Origin of the sequence: Rhodocytophaga aerolata (assembly GCF_030503435.1) — a bacterium.
Taxonomy (GTDB): domain Bacteria; phylum Bacteroidota; class Bacteroidia; order Cytophagales; family 172606-1; genus Rhodocytophaga; species Rhodocytophaga aerolata.
The window spans coordinates 98,465-116,887 of record NZ_JAUKPO010000014.1; the positions used below are offsets into that span (position 1 = coordinate 98,465).

Genomic DNA, 18,423 nt, shown 5'->3' on the forward strand with positions numbered 1-18,423 from the left:
CAGAAAGTATTGTTACCATATGAGACAACCTGCTACTTTACTCAAGCCTCAAGCAACCACTATATATTTTAAAGGGTTAAATGGTCTGCGGGCTATTTCTGCTTTGGCTGTACTTGGTTTGCATATCAACATGTCGCTACAACAATTTGGTTTACCTGGGCTTTCTACCCTGGATTTAGCCGGATTTTTATAATAAATAGACCATAAGAAGAGCCATTTTAGAAAATACTATCACTATCAAACCGAAAACTACAAATATTCTCTACCTTTCTTATGATGGCCTTACTGACCCATTGGGCCAATCTCAAATATTGCCTTATTTAATCGGATTAAGTAAATACGGCTATCGTATTACGATTATCAGTGCTGAGAAAAAAGAAAATTTTACCAAACGTAAAGCATTAATAGATGTTAGCATACAGCAGAATCATCTCTCCTGGGAGCCTATCATCTATTCTAAAAAACCGCCTGTTTTCTCTACCTTGTGGGATATCTATAAGATGAAGCAGAAAGCGCTTCAACTGCATAAAATCCAACAGTTCCGGATAGTGCATTGCCGTAGCTATATTACGGCTCTCGTCGGTTTGTATTTAAAGAAGAATAAAGGCATCAAGTTTATATTTGATATGCGAGGATTCTGGGCAGATGAACGAGTGGAAGGAGGGCTATGGAACCTGAATAACCGGCTATATAAAGCTATCTATCACTATTTTAAATCCAAAGAAAAGGAATTTTTACAGCAAGCCGATTATACAGTTAGCCTCACGTATGGAGCAAAAGAGGATATTCTAACAAGGCCGGAGCTAGAAAATATTCCAATTCAAGTAATTCCTTGCTGCGTAGATACTACATTATTTACCCATCCGTCAAATACTCCGTATGAATCTGAAAATAACACTGCCAAAAGCTTGCCAGCTAAGCATATAGAACCACAGCTTGCAGATTCTTCCTTTGTTATTTCCTATCTTGGCTCTTTAGGTACCTGGTATTTATTGGATGAAATGCTACAGTTTTTTAAACGCCTGCTACTGACAAAACCTGAGGCTGTTTTCTTATTTATTACACCGGACGATCCAAAGCTAATAGTGCAAAAAGCAGCGTTATATAGTATTCCAGCCGAGAAATTAGTAATCAGAAAAGCAGAAAGAAGTGAAGTGCCTGAGCTTTTAGCAGCCAGTCATTTGTCTATTTTCTTTATTAAGCCATCCTATTCTAAAAAAGCTTCATCTCCAACTAAAATGGGTGAGATATTAAGTATGGGTATTCCTGTTATTTGTAATGCAGGAGTGGGAGATACAGATTATTTATTTTCAGCCTATACCCCTGGTTTATTGATCGAAAATTTAACGGATGAGGGCTACGATAAAGCTATTTCCCGGCTTGAAGAGGCCTGCCAAATTCCTGCGCAAAACTTACGAAATATTGCCTTAGATTATTTTGCCTTAGAAAAAGGAGTAGAAGCATATCATCAGATTTATCAGACAATATTGCAGTGAAAGTTCTGTTTATCTTTCCATATCCATCAGGTACAGCTGCCTCGCAACGGTTCCGTTTTGAGCAATACCTGTCATGGCTACCCGGAAAAGGAATAAGCTACACATTAGCTCCCTTTTTGGATAAGCCAACCTGGGATATTCTGTATAAAAAGGGATATACCCTGCAAAAGGCAATGGGTATTATAAAGGGTTTTTTGCGGAGACTACATCTGCTGGTTACCATTCGGCAGTATGATTTTGTATTTATTCACCGGGAGGCAAGCCCGGTAGGTCCGCCGATTTTTGAATGGTTCATGGCCAAAATAGTTAACAAAAGAATTATTTTTGATTTTGACGATGCTATCTGGCTGCCGAATACATCTGCCAATAACAAGCTGGCCGCCGGTTTCAAATGGCATCAGAAAACAGCGGCTATTTGCCAATGGGCATATAAAGTAAGTGCAGGCAATACTTATTTAGCATCCTACGCAAAGCAGTTTTCTACAAAAGTATTTGTAAATCCTACTACCATTGATACAGTCCATCTGCACAACCAGGTAAAAGATCAGCAGGCCGGGAAACTAGTTATCGGCTGGACCGGTACTCATTCTACAATCGGGTATTTATATGGCATTATACCTGTGTTACAAGAACTAGAGAAAGAATACGATTTTACTTTTCTGGTAATTTCAGATAAGGCGCCAGACGTACAGCTAGCCTGTTTACACTATCTGCCCTGGAATAAAGAAACTGAAATAGCCGATTTGCTTAGGATGAATATAGGTATTATGCCACTCACAGACGACAAATGGGCAAAAGGAAAATGCGGATTTAAAGCCTTGCAATATATGGCTTTGGGTATTCCTGCATTAGTATCGCCAGTAGGTGTAAATACAGAAATTGTAGATAGTGGGATCAATGGGTTTATCTGTACCACAAATCAGGACTGGAAAGAACACATCGGTTTGCTGTTACAGAATAGTTCTTTACGTATACAAATGGGACAAGCTGCCAGAGCAAAAGTAGAAAAGCACTATTCTGTTCAGGCGAATTGCTGTAACTTCTTAGACTTTTTCACGGCCTGACTCTGTATGATATACAACGCTGCCAGAAAAAAGGGCATCATCGGAATTTTATACCGGACCAGTGTGCCAAAATTATAACTGGAAATTCCTACGGCAAAGGCAAAAGTAACAGAGAAGACAAAGCAAAATAGCAAAACAGGCTGATCGTTCAACATTTTGAACAGTACTTTGATCTTAAAATTCCGGAACATTTGTATCGTTAAATATAGAAAAAACAAAGCCTCCAAAGCGGATAATAACATAACCGGGTTACGCACCTCCCAGATAAATGGCCTGTATAACGTAACAACTACCGCTTGTGGAAATTTGGATAACATACTTGTAAATGTACCATCAAATTCTCCCAGTGAATAAACAGACCCTTTCTGTAACGTGCCCATTTGCGTTAACCATTCAGCCGTTACTTGAGTAGTAGTGGCTATATTTTCCAGCTGATAACGGGCATTATCCTCTGTTACTTTCTCTATAGCCAGATACCCTAAAGGTACGGAAGCTACAATCGTAAAAGGCAAGGCTAAAAACTGTAATGCTCTGGATTTGATTTTTGCCCGGTATTCCAGGAAAACCCAGAAAAAAGCCGCTGGTAAAAAACAAAGCAGAATATATACTTTAATGGCTTTGATAATCAGCAAGCTTACAACTAGAATCAATATATTGCTGATAATGTTTTTTCTGCTGATCAGGCCGAAATAAAACCCATAAAATGCCCATCCCATAGCACCGAGTGTAATTGTATCTTTCATTAAACCAGATCCCCAGAAAAATACCGATGGAATAAAAAAAACCGCTATGGCCATCTTCTTATGCAAGTGCGGATATAAATGGTAGAAAACCTTGTACATAGCCCAGACTCCGGTAAAACTGGCGATGGCAAAGAAAACAGCTATTAGTGAGTAGGTATGAAAAGTGAAAAAACCAAAAAAACCTGCCAGACGGATAACATGAAATGAATAAGAATCTACATAAAAATAAATACGGCGGGTGTATTCATACAAATCATAGTGATATTCACCATCTGCCAATACAATTCGTAAAGCGGTAAGGGGCGAATTGGTAAAAGCCTCCCAGATTACCTTACTGTCGTTGAAAAAGTTATAGGTATCGCCTCCATTATAATAGAATTGATAAATAATTCCAAGTGAAATAGCGCCTACTATTTTCAAGGTGAGGGCAGGCATAAAATACGCCTTTGTATGCTTATCGCATAGCCTTCTGCGGAACATAAGTGCTACCAGAAAAATAAAAGGCAGGTAGATTGGTGTAAGCAGCAGGTCTTTAAAATCCATCGTTCAAGTTACAACTTTTTGCACAGGTAGACAAGCTCCTAAAAGTTAGCTCTGTTTCAGAGTGCTGATGATTGGATGTAGTATATCAACCTGTTTTCAATGGCTATCATCCGGCCCATCCTTCCCTATCCAGACTACGGTATTGAATGGCTTCTGCCAGGTGTTCTATTTTAATCTGTTCACTGCCGGCAAGATCAGCAATAGTGCGGGAAACTTTTAGGATGCGGTCGTAGGCTCTGGCTGATAACCCGAGCCGCTCCATGGCTGTTTTTAGCAGCGTTTTCCCTGCTTCATTTATCTGGCAAAGTTGTTTTACCATCTGGGGCGGCATCAAGGCATTGGAGTAAATATGAGGTGTGTCTTTAAAACGGGCTGTTTGTATATCCCGGGCTTTAATAACCCGTTCCCTAATCTGGGCACTACTTTCAGCTTTACGGTTGGAAGTCATTTGGTCAAAAGAAACAGGCGTAACCTCTACATGCAAATCAATCCGGTCCAGTAGAGGACCGCTTATTTTATTGAGATACTTTTGTACAACGCCAGCCCCGCAAATGCATTCTTTTTCCGGATGATTATAGTAGCCACAAGGGCAAGGATTCATACTGGCGATTAACATAAAATTGGCCGGAAATTCAACGGATATTTTAGCCCTGGAAATGATTACTTTCCGGTCTTCTAATGGCTGACGCATAACCTCAAGAGCTGTGCGTTTGAACTCAGGTAACTCATCTAAGAATAGCACGCCGTTATGTGCCAGAGAGATTTCTCCGGGTTGAGGAATACCACCACCTCCTACTAAAGCCACATCACTTATGGTGTGGTGAGGGGTGCGGTAAGGACGGGTGGAAATCAGAGAAGACGCTTTGCCTAGCTTCCCGGCTACGGAATGTATTTTTGTGGTTTCCAGCGCCTCATGCAACGTCAGTGGTGGCAATATAGAAGGCAGCCGCTTAGCCAACATAGTTTTTCCGGCTCCCGGAGGGCCAATCATAATCACATTATGGCCACCGGCTGCAGCTATTTCCAAAGCCCGTTTTATATTTTCCTGTCCTTGTACATTAGAGAAATCGGCTTCATAATCATTCAACGTATTATAAAACATGTCTCTGGTGTCAGTCTGCAGGGGCTCAATATGGAGTTTACCTTCAAAGAACTCAATGGCTTCTTGTATGTTTTCCACACCAATTACATCAAGATTATTCACAATAGCTGCTTCATTAGCATTTTCTTTAGGTAATACAAAACCTTTATAATGCTGTTTGCGGGCTTCAATCGCTATAGGCAATGCTCCTTTGATAGGCCTCAATTTACCATCCAACGCAAGTTCGCCCATGATGATGTATCTTTCCAGTTTATCAGTAACAATTTGCTCAGAAGCGGCGAGGATTCCCAAAGCTATAGGCAGATCATAGGCTGAACCTTCTTTGCGGATGTCGGCAGGAGCTAGATTTACCACCACTTTTTGCCGGGGCATGCGGTATCCAAAGTGCTTGATGGCAGACTCTACCCGTTGTTCACTTTCCTTCACGGCACTATCTGGCAGGCCTACCATAAAAAATTTAGTGCCTTGACTTACGTTTACTTCTACAGTAATTATATATGCATTTACTCCATATACAGCACTTCCAAATGATTTTGATAACATAGTTGGTATGAGAAAAAAGCTACTGGTAAAGATAAGAGGTAAAGCCTGTTAAATTTTTTCTTATCAAAATTAGCACGTAATATTGTTTATTAAATTTACCCTTGTGAATGTTATCCAAAAAAGCTAAGTACGCCTTAAAAGCCTTATTTGTGCTTTCAGAAAGCAAAGAAAACAAATCCATGATGATTGGAGAAATAGCGGATAAAGAAAATATCCCAAAAAAGTTTCTGGAAGCTATCTTGCTTGATCTGAAAAACCATGGGATCTTGTACAGCAAACGGGGCAAAACAGGCGGATACTTATTGCGGAGAAGCCCGGATAAAATTACACTCGGACAAATAATCCGCATCATTGACGGGCCTCTGGCTCAAATTCCCTGTGCCAGCCAGACGGCTTATTTACCCTGTGAAGAATGTAAAGATGTGGCTAGTTGCTCGATCCGGATAGTGATGCGCAAAGTACGGGATGCAACCGCACAAATTCTGGATAATACCAGCCTGGCTGATATGACGCATAGCTCCATAGAAGCCATGAGGGATTCCTATGATCCGATTATCTAACGTTAGCGTATCTTGTACGCATCTACATTTACGTTTTTAAGTTCTGCTGCTTTTTCTTCCGGTATCGTATCTGCCATAAAATTGCCCCCGCCAATCTCTGGCCCTGCTAAAAATTTAACTAAGCCAGGTTGACGCAAGGGAGGCAGAATTGACATATGCAGATGATAAAGTGGATACTCTTTTCCGTCTACCGGGGCTTGCTGCACACTCATCACATAAGGAAAACTCATTTCAAAGTTGAGATTGTACCGCCGGATTACTTCCCGGAACACCGCGGCTAAATCGTATAGTTCTGTATCCGACATAGTAGCTAACGTAGCATGGCGTTTTTTTGGAAAAATCATCACTTCATATGCATATCTGGCAAAAAATGGAATGAAGGCCACAGCTCCTGTGTTTTCTGCTACTATCCGTACGCCTTCTTCTGTTTCATTTTCTATGATTTGGCCGAACAGGTTACGGTTGGTATCTTTATAATATTCGTTTGCCGCCTGAAGTTGTTGTTCAGTATGTTTAAATACAAAATCAGTAGCATATATCTGGCAGTGCGGATGCGGATTAGAAACACCGCACAGTTCTCCTTTATTCTCAAAAAGTAAGGCATACTTTATATAAGAGTTCCTAATAAATTCCTGCATCTGACTTCTCCAGGCAGAAAATACCTGGGCTATCTGGGTAATTTCCATTTCAGCCAGGGTAACATTATGGCGCGGGTCATAACATACCACTCTGGCAATTCCGAGGGCTTTTTCTTTCCTATATAATCCGTTGCCTTTAACAGCCTCGCTTACTGAAATTTCTGGTGCCTGAAGGCCTACTACCGGATGATCGTTGTCGAAAATATAAACACCTGTATAGGCAGGATTCTGTCCTCCATGTATTCTTTGATTCCCTGGACACAAATAGCAGGCAGGATCGTATGCCGGAATTGGCTTTTCTGCTATTATTGACTTACCTGTAGTCCAAGGCCGGTTATTGCGGTGAGCGGCATAGATTACCCATTCCTGACGTAAGGGATGCCATCTTTTTTCCCATTTTCCTTCAAACAGCATAGAATACGTAACGCCTGTGAGCGTATGTGTTATTTTGTAAGGTGTAATATTTAATGAAAGCTTTGCACATAATTCATAAACATTTTTCCCCAGATTGAGGGAAAAGCATCTCTTTCATTTATAAAGCTAATGTACGTAATAAAGCATTCTAATTTGTACTTTCCTTCAAAAGGTTATTTATCGAATTTTGATGAAGTAATTCAAATCAATATATCTCTCAAAATCTTATAATTATACTGTATGGCATATCATTTACCACATAAACACCCTGTTACTTCCACAAAAAAATCTCAGACCGGAACAACTGCTTCAGTGAAAGCTTCTAAACATTCCTTTTCAGATTTTGACTTTGATGAGGACGAAGATGAAGACCTGGGAATCAATCCATTACTGGATGTAGACTTCACCGATCTGGAATTAGATAATCAGAAAGAGTTCTCTTACCAAGAAGAAGAAGAGGAAGATTATTTTGATGAAGATGAAGACGAAGAATTAGAGGACGAAGAGTGATAACAGGCAAAATATTTTAGTTTTTTCCGTTACCAGCTGCTACCTGGCAGATTATACCCGCACAATACCTATCATTCACAAAAAGTAAACATCCATATAGTTCAGTTACCTGTCTGGCAGGTGGCAATCATTTCAAACTTTACTCCAATCATTAAAAACGTTACAGTTATGGCAGAATATATACACCAGTGGGACGAAACTCAGTTTATTGCAAGAGTTGAAAACCTGTCGAGAAATGGGTTTATCAGCAGAACCGCTTTACGGAGTTTAATGGATAACCGTTTTGCAAGCCCGGCGCTGAAAACGACTATTCATGAAATGCTTACCAATAATTTAAGTAAGCAACAGTTACATTTAAAGTACGACCTGGGTATAAAAAATCTGAGGCCAGCGCCAATTTTAATATGGAACGAGCAAGAAGTAGTGAAACAATTGAATGACTTATCAGACAAGCAATTGTATGAGAAGAATGATAACCGCTGGACGGTAGTTACTGTTTCCAGAGCCAGCTTAAAGCAAATGGTAGACGATTCCAGAGTATCAGAAACCCATCGCAGAGCTATTTCTATTCTGATGGAAAGAAACCCAAGTAAGAAAGTTTTCAAGCCACAAGAAGTGGAATCATACTTGAGAAAGAACTTATAAGATACCTGTATATTGGGATAAGCAGGCTTAGATTAAAGGTACAGTCGTATTCATACAAGACATAAATTCTATATCGAAAAATACCTTTGATACTGTTTACCTATTGCATGCAGTATAGTCAACCACAAACGCCAGGCAACAACCTGGCGTTTGTGATTTTTGCTTGATCTCTTTAAGCAGATATCGTTATTTCTACCCGGGAAGCTTATTTATTTGATATGCTCATAAAATTATTTCCGGTTTTGTCATAGGTTTATCGGGAATACGGGTACAAGATTGATTATTTTATAGTATCTTTGCACTCCAAAAGAGACGGACGGGTTCCGTTGTTCAACTAATTTGTAAAGTTAAAATGGCAGTAAAAATCAGATTGGCCCGCAGAGGCCGCAAAAAACTGGCACTATATGATGTAGTAGTTGCCGATGCTAGAGCTCCACGCGATGGACGCTTTATTGAAAAAATAGGTACGTATAACCCAAACACCAATCCTGCTACTATTAATTTGAATGAGGAGAAGGCCTTACAGTGGGTAATGAATGGGGCTCAGCCTACGGATACCGTAAAGGCGATGCTTTCTTACAGAGGCATTCTTTTAAGAAAACACCTGCAAATTGGTGTAAACAAAGGCGCCATTACACAAGAGCAAGCTGACCAGAAGTTTAACGACTGGAAACAGGCCAAAGAAAGCAGGATTACTGGTAAAGTAGATACCTTGGCTCAGAAAAAAGCAGAAGATGCAAAAGCCAGATTAGCAGCAGAAGCTAAAGTAAAAGAAGCTAGAGCCGAAGCAATCAACAAAAAGAAGGTAGTACCTGCTGAAGAAGCACCTGCTGAAGATGCTGCAGCAACCGAAGCTCCTACCGAATAAGACTTAACATGCACATGAATCTAAAGAGGTAAGAAAGCGTAAGCTCTTCTTACCTCTTTTTACATTACACCCAAAGCATCAGCCAATAAACAAAGTAGCTTTATTCAAACGTTTATAAGAGATAAGGCTTTTATCAGATCACTAGACTACTAATATATGAATATAGACAATTGCTTTCAGCTCGGATACATTACCAAAACACATGGTGTGCAAGGGGAGGTTACGTTTGTACTGGATGTAGACAATCCGGAAGAGTACGATCAGCTAGAATCGGTTTTTATAGAAATTAATGGCAAACTGGTTCCTTTTTTTATTACACATTTTCAGTTACAACGCGAAAAAGCCATAGTAAAATTAGAAGATGTAAACTCATTCGACAGTGCAGATAAACTGGTAGGCCATGCCTTATATTTGCCCCTTACCGAGTTGCCCCAGCTAGAAGAAGATCAGTTTTATTACCATGACATTATCGGGTACCAAGTAATAGATGTAACAAAAGGCCCATTAGGGACAATAGCTACCATTTACGAGTTGCCCCACCAGGATCTTATTGCTATGACGTATCAGAATAAAGAAGTACTGATTCCGATTACTGATGATATTGTTACCAAAGTAGATCATAAGAAAAAAGAACTGGAAGTAGACTTACCCGATGGCTTGTTGGAAATATACCTGTCAGACGAAACAGAAAAGCCAGACGATGCAGAAGGCGAGGAGGAAGCATGAGAATAGATATCATTACTTGTTTGCCTTCCTTGCTGGAAAGTTTTTTTGCTGCCTCTATTCTGAAAAGAGCCCAAGACAAACAATTAGTAACCGTACAATTGCACGACCTGCGGGCATATGCCATTAACAAACACCGGCAAGTAGATGATTATGCTTTTGGCGGTGGAGCCGGCATGGTATTAATGATAGAGCCTATAGCTAAATGTATCCGGGCGCTTCAAGAAAAGCAGGCATATGATGAAATTATCTACATGACACCAGACGGAGAGTTGTTTACGCAGAAACAAGCAAATAGCCTCTCGTTAAAAAAAAACCTGATTATTCTCTGTGGACATTATAAAGGGGTAGACGACCGGGTGCGCCAGCATTTTGTAACAAGAGAAATAAGCATAGGCGATTATGTGCTTTCCGGAGGTGAACTGGCGGCAGCAGTAGTGGCAGATGCTGTCATCCGGCTTATTCCGGGTGTGCTTTCCGATGAAACTTCAGCGTTAACAGACTCATTCCAGGATAACCTCTTAGCTCCTCCGGTATATACCAGGCCAGCCGAATTTGAAGGCATGAAAGTGCCGGAAGTATTGCTTTCTGGCCATGAAGCCAATATTGAAAAGTGGCGCTCGGAACAATCTTTAGAACGTACCAAGAAACGCCGCCCGGATTTACTGCAATACTGATTGCATACGCTTAATAAATAGGATTTAAACCTTTTATGGGTTGCAAGAAAGTCTATTTGCCTGAAAATTAGCCTGTAATGTAACCTTCCCCCGCCTCGGCAAGTATACCAAAGCTGTTAAAAAAAGAAAATATTTGGTATGAGACGGCTAAGTAAAGCAGGTATTCTCCTTATCACACTTGTTGCTGTACTAATAGTAGTTAGATTGTGTTTGCCTTCTATCGTAAAATATTATGCTAACCAGACGCTACAGAACGACTTAAAAGGCTATACTGGAAGCATACAAGAGATAGATATTCACTTGTACCGTGGCGCATATGCCATACATGGACTACGCATAGATAAAAAAGTAGGAAAGCTGCCTGTGCCTTTGTAGCAGTAGATAAAGTGGATTTTGCCATTGAATGGCATTCTTTATTCAAAGGTGCCTTTGTAGCTACCATAAAAACGTTTAACCCAAAAATTAACTTTGTAGACGGACCCAGCGAAGAACAAAGTCAGACAGGGGAGGAGGGAAACTGGCAAGAAACAGTAAAATCTTTGTTTCCCTTACAAATAAACACCCTGACTGTTAACAATGGGGAAGTGCATTTTCAAAATTTTACTACCACGCCAAAAGTAGATATTGCTATAAATCAGATACATCTGGTAGCCCGTAATTTCACCAATACGCAAAAATTATCTGGCAATGAAATAGCCTCCATCCGTGGAGAAGCCAAGATGTTAGACAAAGGACAAGTAAACTTGAACTTGGAGTTAAATCCCTTGGAGACACAGCCACCTTTTAATCTGGATTTTTCTTTAAAAGAAGTCCCGCTAGTGGAGTTAAATGATTTTTTGCGGGCCTATGCAGATATTGATGCAGAAAAAGGCACATTTTCTTTATTTACTGAAATGACCGGCGAAAACAATCAGTTTAAAGGATATATTAAGCCTTTGTTTATGGATGTTAAAATCCTGGACGTAAAGGAAGATAAAGCTAAGCCCCTTTCTTTGTTAAAAGAAGCAGGCATAGGTTTGGTAAGCATGATCTTCAAAAATTACTCTGTAGATCAGGTGGCCACCAAAATACCAGTTTCTGGTAGTTTCGATGATCCAAAAGTAAATATCTGGCGCACCATCATGAATGCATTGCGCAATGCTTTTATTGAAGCTATTAATCCTGAATTAGATGGTACGGTGGATATGGGGAAGCTGGTTGAAAATGAAAAAAATCTAAGAAAGCAACGCAAAGAAGAACGAAGAAAAGAGCGGATAGAAAGACGTGAGGAGAAGAGGGAAGAAAGACAAGCCAGACGTGAAGAGCGGAAGGAAGAAAATAATTAGTAAAATCAGCGTATTGCTGAAAAAAAGCTAACTTTCCACAGAAAATTTGTTCAAATAAGGGAAGGTTATTCTTTCCTGACTAGAGCTATACACCTTGAGGTATTTTATTGAACTTGCTTACCGGGGCACGCGTTATCATGGATGGCAGATACAAGCCAATGCCCTTTCCGTGCAGGAAGCTTTTAACAAAGGTCTTAGCACACTGCTCAAAGAAGAAGTGACTACTATTGGCAGTGGCCGTACCGATACTGGCGTACATGCCTTGCAACAATACGTACATTTCGATACAGAAAAAGTACTGCTTCCTCATCCGCATATTTATCAGCTCAATGCCCTTTTGCCACCAGATATTGTAGTAAAGCAACTTTTTAGCGTATCCGGCAAAGCACACGCCCGGTTTGATGCCATAGCCAGAAGTTATGAATACCGCATCAGCACCTGCAAAAATCCTTTTTTAACGGATATGTGTTACTTGTATACCAAATCATTGGATGTTTCTCAAATGAATGAGGCAGCCTCAATTCTGTTGCGGCATACTGATTTTGAAAGTTTCAGTTTGGTAAAAACAGATGTTAGCCATTTCAAATGCCAGATCTATAAAGCCTGGTGGGAAGTGTCGGGAGAGAAGGTAATTTTTTACATTCAGGCTAACCGTTTTCTGAGAGGTATGGTAAGAGCTATCGTTGGCACCCTAATGGATGTAGGCTTGGGAAAACTATCCATACAAGAATTCGAGGAAATTATCCAAAGTAAAGACCGCAGAAAAGCCGGCCGGGCCGTACCCCCACAGGGCTTGTTTCTTACACAGGTGCAATATAATGGCCCCATAGAAAATCTGTAAATAGGCAAACTTGTAAGAAACAGGGTAATTTCTTACAAGTCGCCATTTTTACTCACGAGTTAATTCTATTTAGCTTTCTGTGAATTTTTCTATTTTAGGTATCTGTAGTAACCTTTATGGATAAGTAGTTGATAATAGTTTTGTCTCCAATACCGGTGATCCGGGTTCACCTATGAAAAAACCAAGTAGTTATAAAGTATTGATTGTAACAACGGATGAACAAACTTATACACGTTATACTAAATTATTAGCCGGGCAAAGCAAATATAATATTGCTGCCCGGCCTGTATATAATATAAATGAAGCCTACTCCCAACTGGTAGATTATCTGCCTGATGCCGTACTGCTGGAGAAAGGTATATTGGAAGAAGGTACCGGGTTATTTTTGCAAGAGTTAAAACACAGTAAATCTTTCCGGAAGTATCCGGTAATCTGGCTTACGCAGGTAAAAGATGGCAAAAAGCATACGAGTGCATTTAAATTAGGCGTGCAAGATATTTTACTAACCGATGAATTAACCGCAGGATCACTGATCAATAGTATTGTAAAAGTTGTAAAAAACAACCGCCTGATAGAAAAGTTAAAAGAGCAACGGAAAACGTTACTGGAGAAGAACAGAGAGCTGGGCGAATATAAAAAGTATTTAGAGCTCCGTATGATGAGCAGAACAGCTGAATTAAAAGAATCCTATGAGCAGCTGGTGGAAGAAATGATGTTGCGCAAGCGTATAGAAGAGCAGTTAACCTCCCGCAACAAAGAGTTGGATACATTTGTGTATAAAGCTTCTCATGATCTGAAAGGCCCTCTGGCTTCACTAATCGGCGTGACTAATATTGCCAGGCTTGACCTGACGCAGCCGATGGCTGTTAAGTACCTGGAAATGATCAATGAAAGTGCGCAGAAACTCAATTTTATTCTTGCCAATTTACTGGAAGTTACCAAAATAAAATACATTGATCCGGAAATAAAAGTAGTCGATTTTACTGATTTATTAAGAGGGATTGTAGCTGACTTTACTTCCAGATTAGAAGATGAAAAAATTCAGCTAGATATAAAAATAAGCCAGAAACAAGTATTTATGAGTGATCCGTATCTGATCGCAACTATCCTACAGCATTTACTCGACAACGCCATACATTATAAAAAAGGCTATGGCGATCCGTTTATTGCTGTTGAAATAACAGATACCACTGGAGGTGTCGAAATCTGTGTAAACGATAATGGCCAGGGTATAGATAAAGAAGTACAATCCAAAGTATTCGATATGTTTTACCGCCACAATCTTCAATCCAAAGGGTCAGGCTTGGGACTATATATTTCCAGAAATTGTGTGGAAAAACTATCCGGAGAAATTACACTTAGCAGCCAGGTAAATCAGGGTACAGAAATAAAAATTATGTTACCCGATCTGAAAAAAATAAATGGGTAAACCAGTTCTAGCCAAAGGTTCAATTCGTATGGCTACCGGCCAGTAGAGCTAATCCGTATAAGCCGTATCTATTCAAAAAAATCGCCTTACAGTCAGCAAGTTAAGCTCTATTTAAATTAGACTGGTTGTATATTTTTATTTGATAAATACTTTACATATTTTTGCCTAAATAAACTTATCCAGAAAGACGGAGGGAATGGACCCCATGATGTCTTAGCAACCTTATTAGTGACGAATGATTAATGACTGTAGACTACCTTCTCATTAAAATCAATCATTAATCATTTACCAGTTTTCACTGATTTACGGTGCTGCTTTCCACTTAAGAGCCATAACTCTTAAGAAAGATAAGGTCGGTGCTTCACTATAACCTTCCCCTTCTGAATAAGCTGTTTAGTATAATTACTGATGTATGAGTAGTCAAATACTCAGTCAGTAATCAGTAATCAGTAATCATTTAATCTTTCATCTTTCATCGTTACGATAATGAATATTACAGAGCTTTTAGGCAAGCGTATCCTGGTGCTCGATGGAGCCATGGGAACCATGATCCAGCGGTATAAACTCGAAGAGGCCGATTACCGGGGAGAACGCTTTAAAGATTTTCCATACGATCTGAAGGGAAACAATGACTTGCTTTCGCTTACACAGCCGCAGATTATTAGGGAAATTCACCGCCAATACTTTGAAGCCGGAGCTGATATTGCTGAAACAAATACATTTAGCGGCACTTCCATTGCCATGGCTGATTACCATATGGAAGATCTGGTATATGAGCTCAATTATGAGTCGGCCAGAATTGCTAAAGAAGTTGCTGAGGAGTTTACGAAAGCCAACCCAAATAAACCCCGTTTTGTAGCAGGTTCAATAGGCCCTACCAACCGGACAGCTTCTATTTCGCCAGATGTCAATAATCCGGGGTTCCGGGCAGTTTCTTTTGACGAACTGGTGGCTGCTTATACGGAGCAAGTAAAAGGGTTGATAGATGGCGGAGCCGATTTGCTTTTGGTTGAAACAATATTTGATACTTTAAATGCGAAAGCTGCTCTATTTGCCATAGAGCAATTTTTTGAAACAATAGGCGAGCGTATTCCGGTGATGGTGTCGGGTACCATTACGGATGCCAGCGGACGTACACTTTCCGGGCAAACCGTAGAAGCTTTCTTATATTCTGTTTCCCATATTCCCTTACTGAGTGTAGGCTTTAACTGTGCCTTAGGAGCAGATTTGCTTCGGCCGTATGTAGAAGAACTGGCACAAAAAGCTCCGTTCTACACGTCTGCACACCCCAATGCCGGGCTGCCTAATGAGTTTGGCGAGTATGATGAAACGCCCGAACACATGGCTACCATCATTGAAGATTTTTTGCAGCATAATTTTATAAATGTCATTGGGGGTTGTTGTGGCACCACGCCAGACCATATTAAAGCTATTGCCGATGTAGCCGCCAACTATTCGCCCCGCCAGGTTCCCACCAACGATCATTTACCTAAATTCAGTGGTCTAGAGCCACTTAAAATATTCCCTGGAGCTAATTTTGTCAATATAGGCGAACGCACCAACGTAACCGGTTCCAAAGCTTTTGCCCGGTTAATTAAAGCTGGCAATTTTGAAGAAGCTTTATCAGTAGCCCGCAACCAGGTTGAAGGTGGTGCCCAGGTAATTGATGTGAATATGGATGAAGGCATGCTTGATTCAGAAGCTGCTATGGTTACTTTTCTCAACCTGATTGCTTCTGAACCAGATATTGCCAAGTTGCCCATTATGATTGATTCCTCTAAATGGTCAGTGATAGAGGCAGGATTGAAATGTGTGCAAGGCAAGGCCATCGTCAACTCTATTTCCTTAAAAGAAGGAGAAGAGAAGTTTAAAGAATATGCTACCAAAGTAAAACGGTATGGAGCCGCGGCAGTAATTATGGCCTTTGATGAACAAGGTCAGGCAGATTCCTACGAACGACGGATTGAAATATGTGAACGTGCTTATAACATTCTTACCAAAGAACTCAACTTCCCGCCCGAAGATATCATTTTTGATCCCAATATATTAACTGTAGCTACTGGTATTGAAGAACACAACAACTATGCAGTAGACTTCATAAAAGCTACGGAGTGGATTAAGAAAAATTTGCCATATGCCAAAGTAAGCGGGGGTGTCAGCAATATATCCTTTAGTTTCCGTGGGAATGATGTAGTCCGGGAAGCTATGCACTCAGCTTTTCTGTACAGGGCGATCAAAGCCGGTATGGATATGGGTATTGTCAATGCCGGAATGATTGCCGTATATGAAGATATTCCCAAAGATTTGCTGGAGCTGGTAGAGGATGTTTTATGGAACCGCCGTCCGGATGCGACAGAACGGCTTGTGTCTTTTGCTGAAAATATTAAATCTAAGGGTAAAGAGCAGGTAAAAGACGAAAGCTGGCGCCAAGGAAGCGTACAGGATCGCTTAACCCACTCCCTGGTAAAAGGAGTAGTAGATTACATTGATCAGGACATAGAAGAAGCCCGTCAGCAATACGAAAAACCCCTACAGGTTATTGAAGGTCCATTAATGGATGGAATGAACGTTGTAGGCGATTTGTTTGGCGAAGGGAAAATGTTTTTGCCCCAGGTAGTAAAAAGTGCCAGGGTAATGAAAAAAGCGGTGGCTTACCTATTGCCGTTTATTGAAGCAGAAAAAGTCAGACATGCGGCTGCAAATCCTAACGAAAAGGCAGATGGCCGGGGAGATACAGCAGGTAAAATATTAATGGCTACCGTTAAAGGCGATGTGCATGATATTGGTAAAAACATTGTAGGCGTAGTACTCGGGTGCAATAACTATGAAGTAATTGATTTGGGCGTAATGGTTCCTGCTGAAAAAATTCTGCAGGCGGCCAGAGAGCATAAAGTAGATATAATTGGCCTGAGCGGACTAATTACCCCTTCTTTAGATGAAATGGTGCACGTAGCCAAAGAAATGGAGCGGCAAGGGTTTAAAATCCCTTTACTTATTGGCGGGGCTACTACTTCCCGTATCCATACGGCTGTAAAAATTGCACCTAACTATTCCGGAGCCGTCGTGCATGTACTGGATGCCAGCCGAAGCGTACCGGTAGCTGGTAAACTGGCCAACATGAAAACCATGGATGAATTCGCAGTAGAGATTAAGGCAGAATATGAGAAACTTCGTACGGACCATGCCTCCCGGCAAAAGGATAAGAATTATGTTTCCATAGAAAAAGCCCGTGAGAATAAGACTAAAATAGACTGGGAAACTACGACGGTTACAAAACCTTCATTTTTAGGAAATAAATATTTCCATGACTACGACCTGGCCGAAATAGCTAAGTACATAGACTGGACTCCATTCTTCCAGACCTGGCAGTTGCAAGGCAAGTATCCAAAGATATTCGATAATCCGACGGTAGGTGCTGAAGCTAAAAAACTATATGAAGATGCCACTAAGCTATTGAAGGAAGTAATAGATCATAAATTATTAACTGCCAAAGCCGTTATTGGGTTTTACCCAGCTAATGCCGTAGACGATGATGTAATTCTGTATGATTTTGAACCGGTAGAAATTGAAACCCCTTGCGATAAACATGGCGTACACAAATCAGTGAATTACCAGTTAAAGGCAATGAATGGTTCTGCTGCCAGATATGCCCCAGAGATTACTAAACATTCCAAATTCGAAATTGGCAATAAAATTCATTTCCTACGTCAGCAAGGTCAAAAAGCTTCTAATGTACCTAATATTTCTCTGGCTGATTTTGTAGCTCCTATCGAGACAGGCAAAGCAGATTATATAGGTGCCTTCGCCGTAACAGCCGGGATTGGTATAGAGAAACTGATTGAGAAATTTGAGAAAGACCATGACGATTACAACAGCATTATGATTAAAGCCATTGCCGACCGGTTGGCCGAAGCATTTGCTGAATTAATGCATGAACGGGTACGGAAAGAGTTCTGGGGCTATGATCGCAAGGAAAAGCTAAGCAACGAAGACCTGATTGACGAAAAATACCAGGGTATCCGCCCGGCACCAGGCTATCCGGCCTGTCCTGACCATACGGAAAAACGCATTCTGTTCGACTTATTAGAGGCTGAAAGCAAAGTAAATATTCAGCTAACCGAAAGTTTTGCTATGTATCCGGCATCTTCCGTAAGTGGGTGGTATTTCTCCCATCCGCAATCTAAATATTTCGGTCTTGGCAAAATTGCTAAAGATCAGGTACAAGAGTATGCCAAACGGAAAGGTATGTCAGTAGAAGAAGTGGAAAGATGGCTGGCTCCGAACCTTAATTATGACTAATTC

General features: G+C 40.6%; 17 protein-coding genes and 1 riboswitch. Of the genes, 14 read left to right on the top strand and 3 right to left on the bottom strand.

Annotated features, from left to right (window positions below):
* The first annotated feature begins 19 nt into the window (after positions 1–19).
* The 3 genes from Q0590_RS21430 to Q0590_RS21440 all read left to right on the top strand — a co-directional run bounded on the left by Q0590_RS21430 (position 20) and on the right by Q0590_RS21440 (position 2,560).
* On the top strand, positions 20–193 hold the full coding sequence (locus Q0590_RS21430) for a hypothetical protein (RefSeq protein WP_302039654.1): 174 nt from the start codon (positions 20–22) through the stop codon (positions 191–193).
* Positions 194–311: 118 nt separating this feature from the next.
* Entirely contained in the window at positions 312–1,496 is a 1,185-nt protein-coding gene (locus Q0590_RS21435) for a glycosyltransferase (protein ID WP_302039655.1), read from the top strand.
* Positions 1,493–2,560 carry a glycosyltransferase family 4 protein gene (locus Q0590_RS21440; RefSeq protein WP_302039656.1) on the top strand — a complete coding sequence of 356 codons (1,068 nt, stop codon included), beginning with the start codon at positions 1,493–1,495 and terminating at the stop codon, positions 2,558–2,560. The genes Q0590_RS21435 and Q0590_RS21440 overlap by 4 nt, the downstream gene beginning before the upstream one ends.
* On the opposite strand, the gene Q0590_RS21445 is transcribed toward Q0590_RS21440, so the two are convergent.
* Together Q0590_RS21445 and Q0590_RS21450 are read right to left on the bottom strand one after the other, a co-directional pair.
* On the bottom strand, positions 2,518–3,846 hold the full coding sequence (locus Q0590_RS21445) for a hypothetical protein (RefSeq protein WP_302039657.1): 1,329 nt from the start codon (positions 3,844–3,846) through the stop codon (positions 2,518–2,520). The genes Q0590_RS21440 and Q0590_RS21445 overlap by 43 nt on opposite strands.
* A 106-nt stretch (positions 3,847–3,952) precedes the next feature.
* Positions 3,953–5,491, bottom strand: coding sequence for a YifB family Mg chelatase-like AAA ATPase (locus Q0590_RS21450; protein WP_302039658.1), 1,539 nt, complete (start codon positions 5,489–5,491; stop codon positions 3,953–3,955).
* A 107-nt stretch (positions 5,492–5,598) separates the two neighbouring features.
* On the opposite strand from Q0590_RS21450, the gene Q0590_RS21455 reads away from it, so the two are divergent.
* On the top strand, positions 5,599–6,051 hold the full coding sequence (locus tag Q0590_RS21455; RefSeq protein ID WP_302039659.1) for an RrF2 family transcriptional regulator: 453 nt from the start codon (positions 5,599–5,601) through the stop codon (positions 6,049–6,051).
* Positions 6,052–6,053: 2 nt separating this feature from the next.
* On the opposite strand, the gene galT is transcribed toward Q0590_RS21455, so the two are convergent.
* Positions 6,054–7,103, bottom strand: a complete 1,050-nt coding sequence (galT, locus tag Q0590_RS21460) for a galactose-1-phosphate uridylyltransferase (protein ID WP_302039660.1) — start codon at positions 7,101–7,103, stop codon at positions 6,054–6,056.
* Positions 7,104–7,343: 240 nt separating this feature from the next.
* On the opposite strand from galT, the gene Q0590_RS21465 reads away from it, so the two are divergent.
* From Q0590_RS21465 to metH, 10 genes are all read left to right on the top strand, one after another.
* Positions 7,344–7,613 (top strand): hypothetical protein, encoded by a 270-nt coding sequence (locus Q0590_RS21465; RefSeq protein ID WP_302039661.1) that lies wholly within the window; start codon positions 7,344–7,346, stop codon positions 7,611–7,613.
* A gap of 168 nt (positions 7,614–7,781) precedes the next feature.
* Positions 7,782–8,258 carry a hypothetical protein gene (locus Q0590_RS21470; protein ID WP_302039662.1) on the top strand — a complete coding sequence of 159 codons (477 nt, stop codon included), beginning with the start codon at positions 7,782–7,784 and terminating at the stop codon, positions 8,256–8,258.
* Positions 8,259–8,610: 352 nt separating this feature from the next.
* Positions 8,611–9,126, top strand: coding sequence for a 30S ribosomal protein S16 (locus Q0590_RS21475; RefSeq protein WP_302039663.1), 516 nt, complete (start codon positions 8,611–8,613; stop codon positions 9,124–9,126).
* Positions 9,127–9,282: 156 nt separating this feature from the next.
* Positions 9,283–9,852, top strand: coding sequence for a ribosome maturation factor RimM (rimM, locus tag Q0590_RS21480; protein ID WP_302039664.1), 570 nt, complete (start codon positions 9,283–9,285; stop codon positions 9,850–9,852).
* Positions 9,849–10,526 (top strand): tRNA (guanosine(37)-N1)-methyltransferase TrmD, encoded by a 678-nt coding sequence (gene trmD / locus Q0590_RS21485; RefSeq protein ID WP_302039665.1) that lies wholly within the window; start codon positions 9,849–9,851, stop codon positions 10,524–10,526. Before rimM ends, trmD begins: the two co-directional genes overlap by 4 nt.
* A 138-nt stretch (positions 10,527–10,664) precedes the next feature.
* Positions 10,665–10,901, top strand: a complete 237-nt coding sequence (locus Q0590_RS21490) for a hypothetical protein (protein ID WP_302039666.1) — start codon at positions 10,665–10,667, stop codon at positions 10,899–10,901.
* A gap of 11 nt (positions 10,902–10,912) precedes the next feature.
* Complete coding sequence (locus Q0590_RS21495; RefSeq protein ID WP_302039667.1) at positions 10,913–11,851, top strand: DUF748 domain-containing protein; 939 nt, start codon at positions 10,913–10,915, stop codon at positions 11,849–11,851.
* 94 nt (positions 11,852–11,945) lie between these two features.
* Positions 11,946–12,692 carry a tRNA pseudouridine(38-40) synthase TruA gene (gene truA, locus Q0590_RS21500; RefSeq protein ID WP_302039668.1) on the top strand — a complete coding sequence of 249 codons (747 nt, stop codon included), beginning with the start codon at positions 11,946–11,948 and terminating at the stop codon, positions 12,690–12,692.
* Between the two features lie 172 nt (positions 12,693–12,864).
* Entirely contained in the window at positions 12,865–14,121 is a 1,257-nt protein-coding gene (locus tag Q0590_RS21505) for an ATP-binding response regulator (protein ID WP_302039669.1), read from the top strand.
* Positions 14,122–14,293: 172 nt separating this feature from the next.
* A riboswitch (SAM riboswitch) is annotated at positions 14,294–14,475 on the top strand.
* A gap of 132 nt (positions 14,476–14,607) precedes the next feature.
* A complete protein-coding gene (gene metH / locus Q0590_RS21510; protein ID WP_378410516.1) occupies positions 14,608–18,420 on the top strand; it encodes a methionine synthase in 3,813 nt (1,270 codons plus the stop codon).
* The last annotated feature ends 3 nt before the right edge of the window (positions 18,421–18,423 follow it).

Bases quoted from the DNA above. Each gene is read 5' to 3' on its own strand.
- Q0590_RS21455 (WP_302039659.1), top strand. From the start codon at position 5,599: ATGTTATCCAAAAAAGCTAAGTACGCCTTAAAAGCCTTATTTGTGCTT.
- trmD (WP_302039665.1), top strand. From the start codon at position 9,849: ATGAGAATAGATATCATTACTTGTTTGCCTTCCTTGCTGGAAAGTTTT.
- metH (WP_378410516.1), top strand. From the start codon at position 14,608: ATGAATATTACAGAGCTTTTAGGCAAGCGTATCCTGGTGCTCGATGGA.
- galT (WP_302039660.1), bottom strand. From the start codon at position 7,103: ATGCTGTTTGAAGGAAAATGGGAAAAAAGATGGCATCCCTTACGTCAG.
- Q0590_RS21445 (WP_302039657.1), bottom strand. From the start codon at position 3,846: ATGGATTTTAAAGACCTGCTGCTTACACCAATCTACCTGCCTTTTATT.
- Q0590_RS21450 (WP_302039658.1), bottom strand. From the start codon at position 5,491: ATGTTATCAAAATCATTTGGAAGTGCTGTATATGGAGTAAATGCATAT.
- Q0590_RS21470 (WP_302039662.1), top strand. From the start codon at position 7,782: ATGGCAGAATATATACACCAGTGGGACGAAACTCAGTTTATTGCAAGA.
- Q0590_RS21505 (WP_302039669.1), top strand. From the start codon at position 12,865: ATGAAAAAACCAAGTAGTTATAAAGTATTGATTGTAACAACGGATGAA.
- Q0590_RS21430 (WP_302039654.1), top strand. From the start codon at position 20: ATGAGACAACCTGCTACTTTACTCAAGCCTCAAGCAACCACTATATAT.
- Q0590_RS21465 (WP_302039661.1), top strand. From the start codon at position 7,344: ATGGCATATCATTTACCACATAAACACCCTGTTACTTCCACAAAAAAA.
- Q0590_RS21475 (WP_302039663.1), top strand. From the start codon at position 8,611: ATGGCAGTAAAAATCAGATTGGCCCGCAGAGGCCGCAAAAAACTGGCA.
- Q0590_RS21490 (WP_302039666.1), top strand. From the start codon at position 10,665: ATGAGACGGCTAAGTAAAGCAGGTATTCTCCTTATCACACTTGTTGCT.
- rimM (WP_302039664.1), top strand. From the start codon at position 9,283: ATGAATATAGACAATTGCTTTCAGCTCGGATACATTACCAAAACACAT.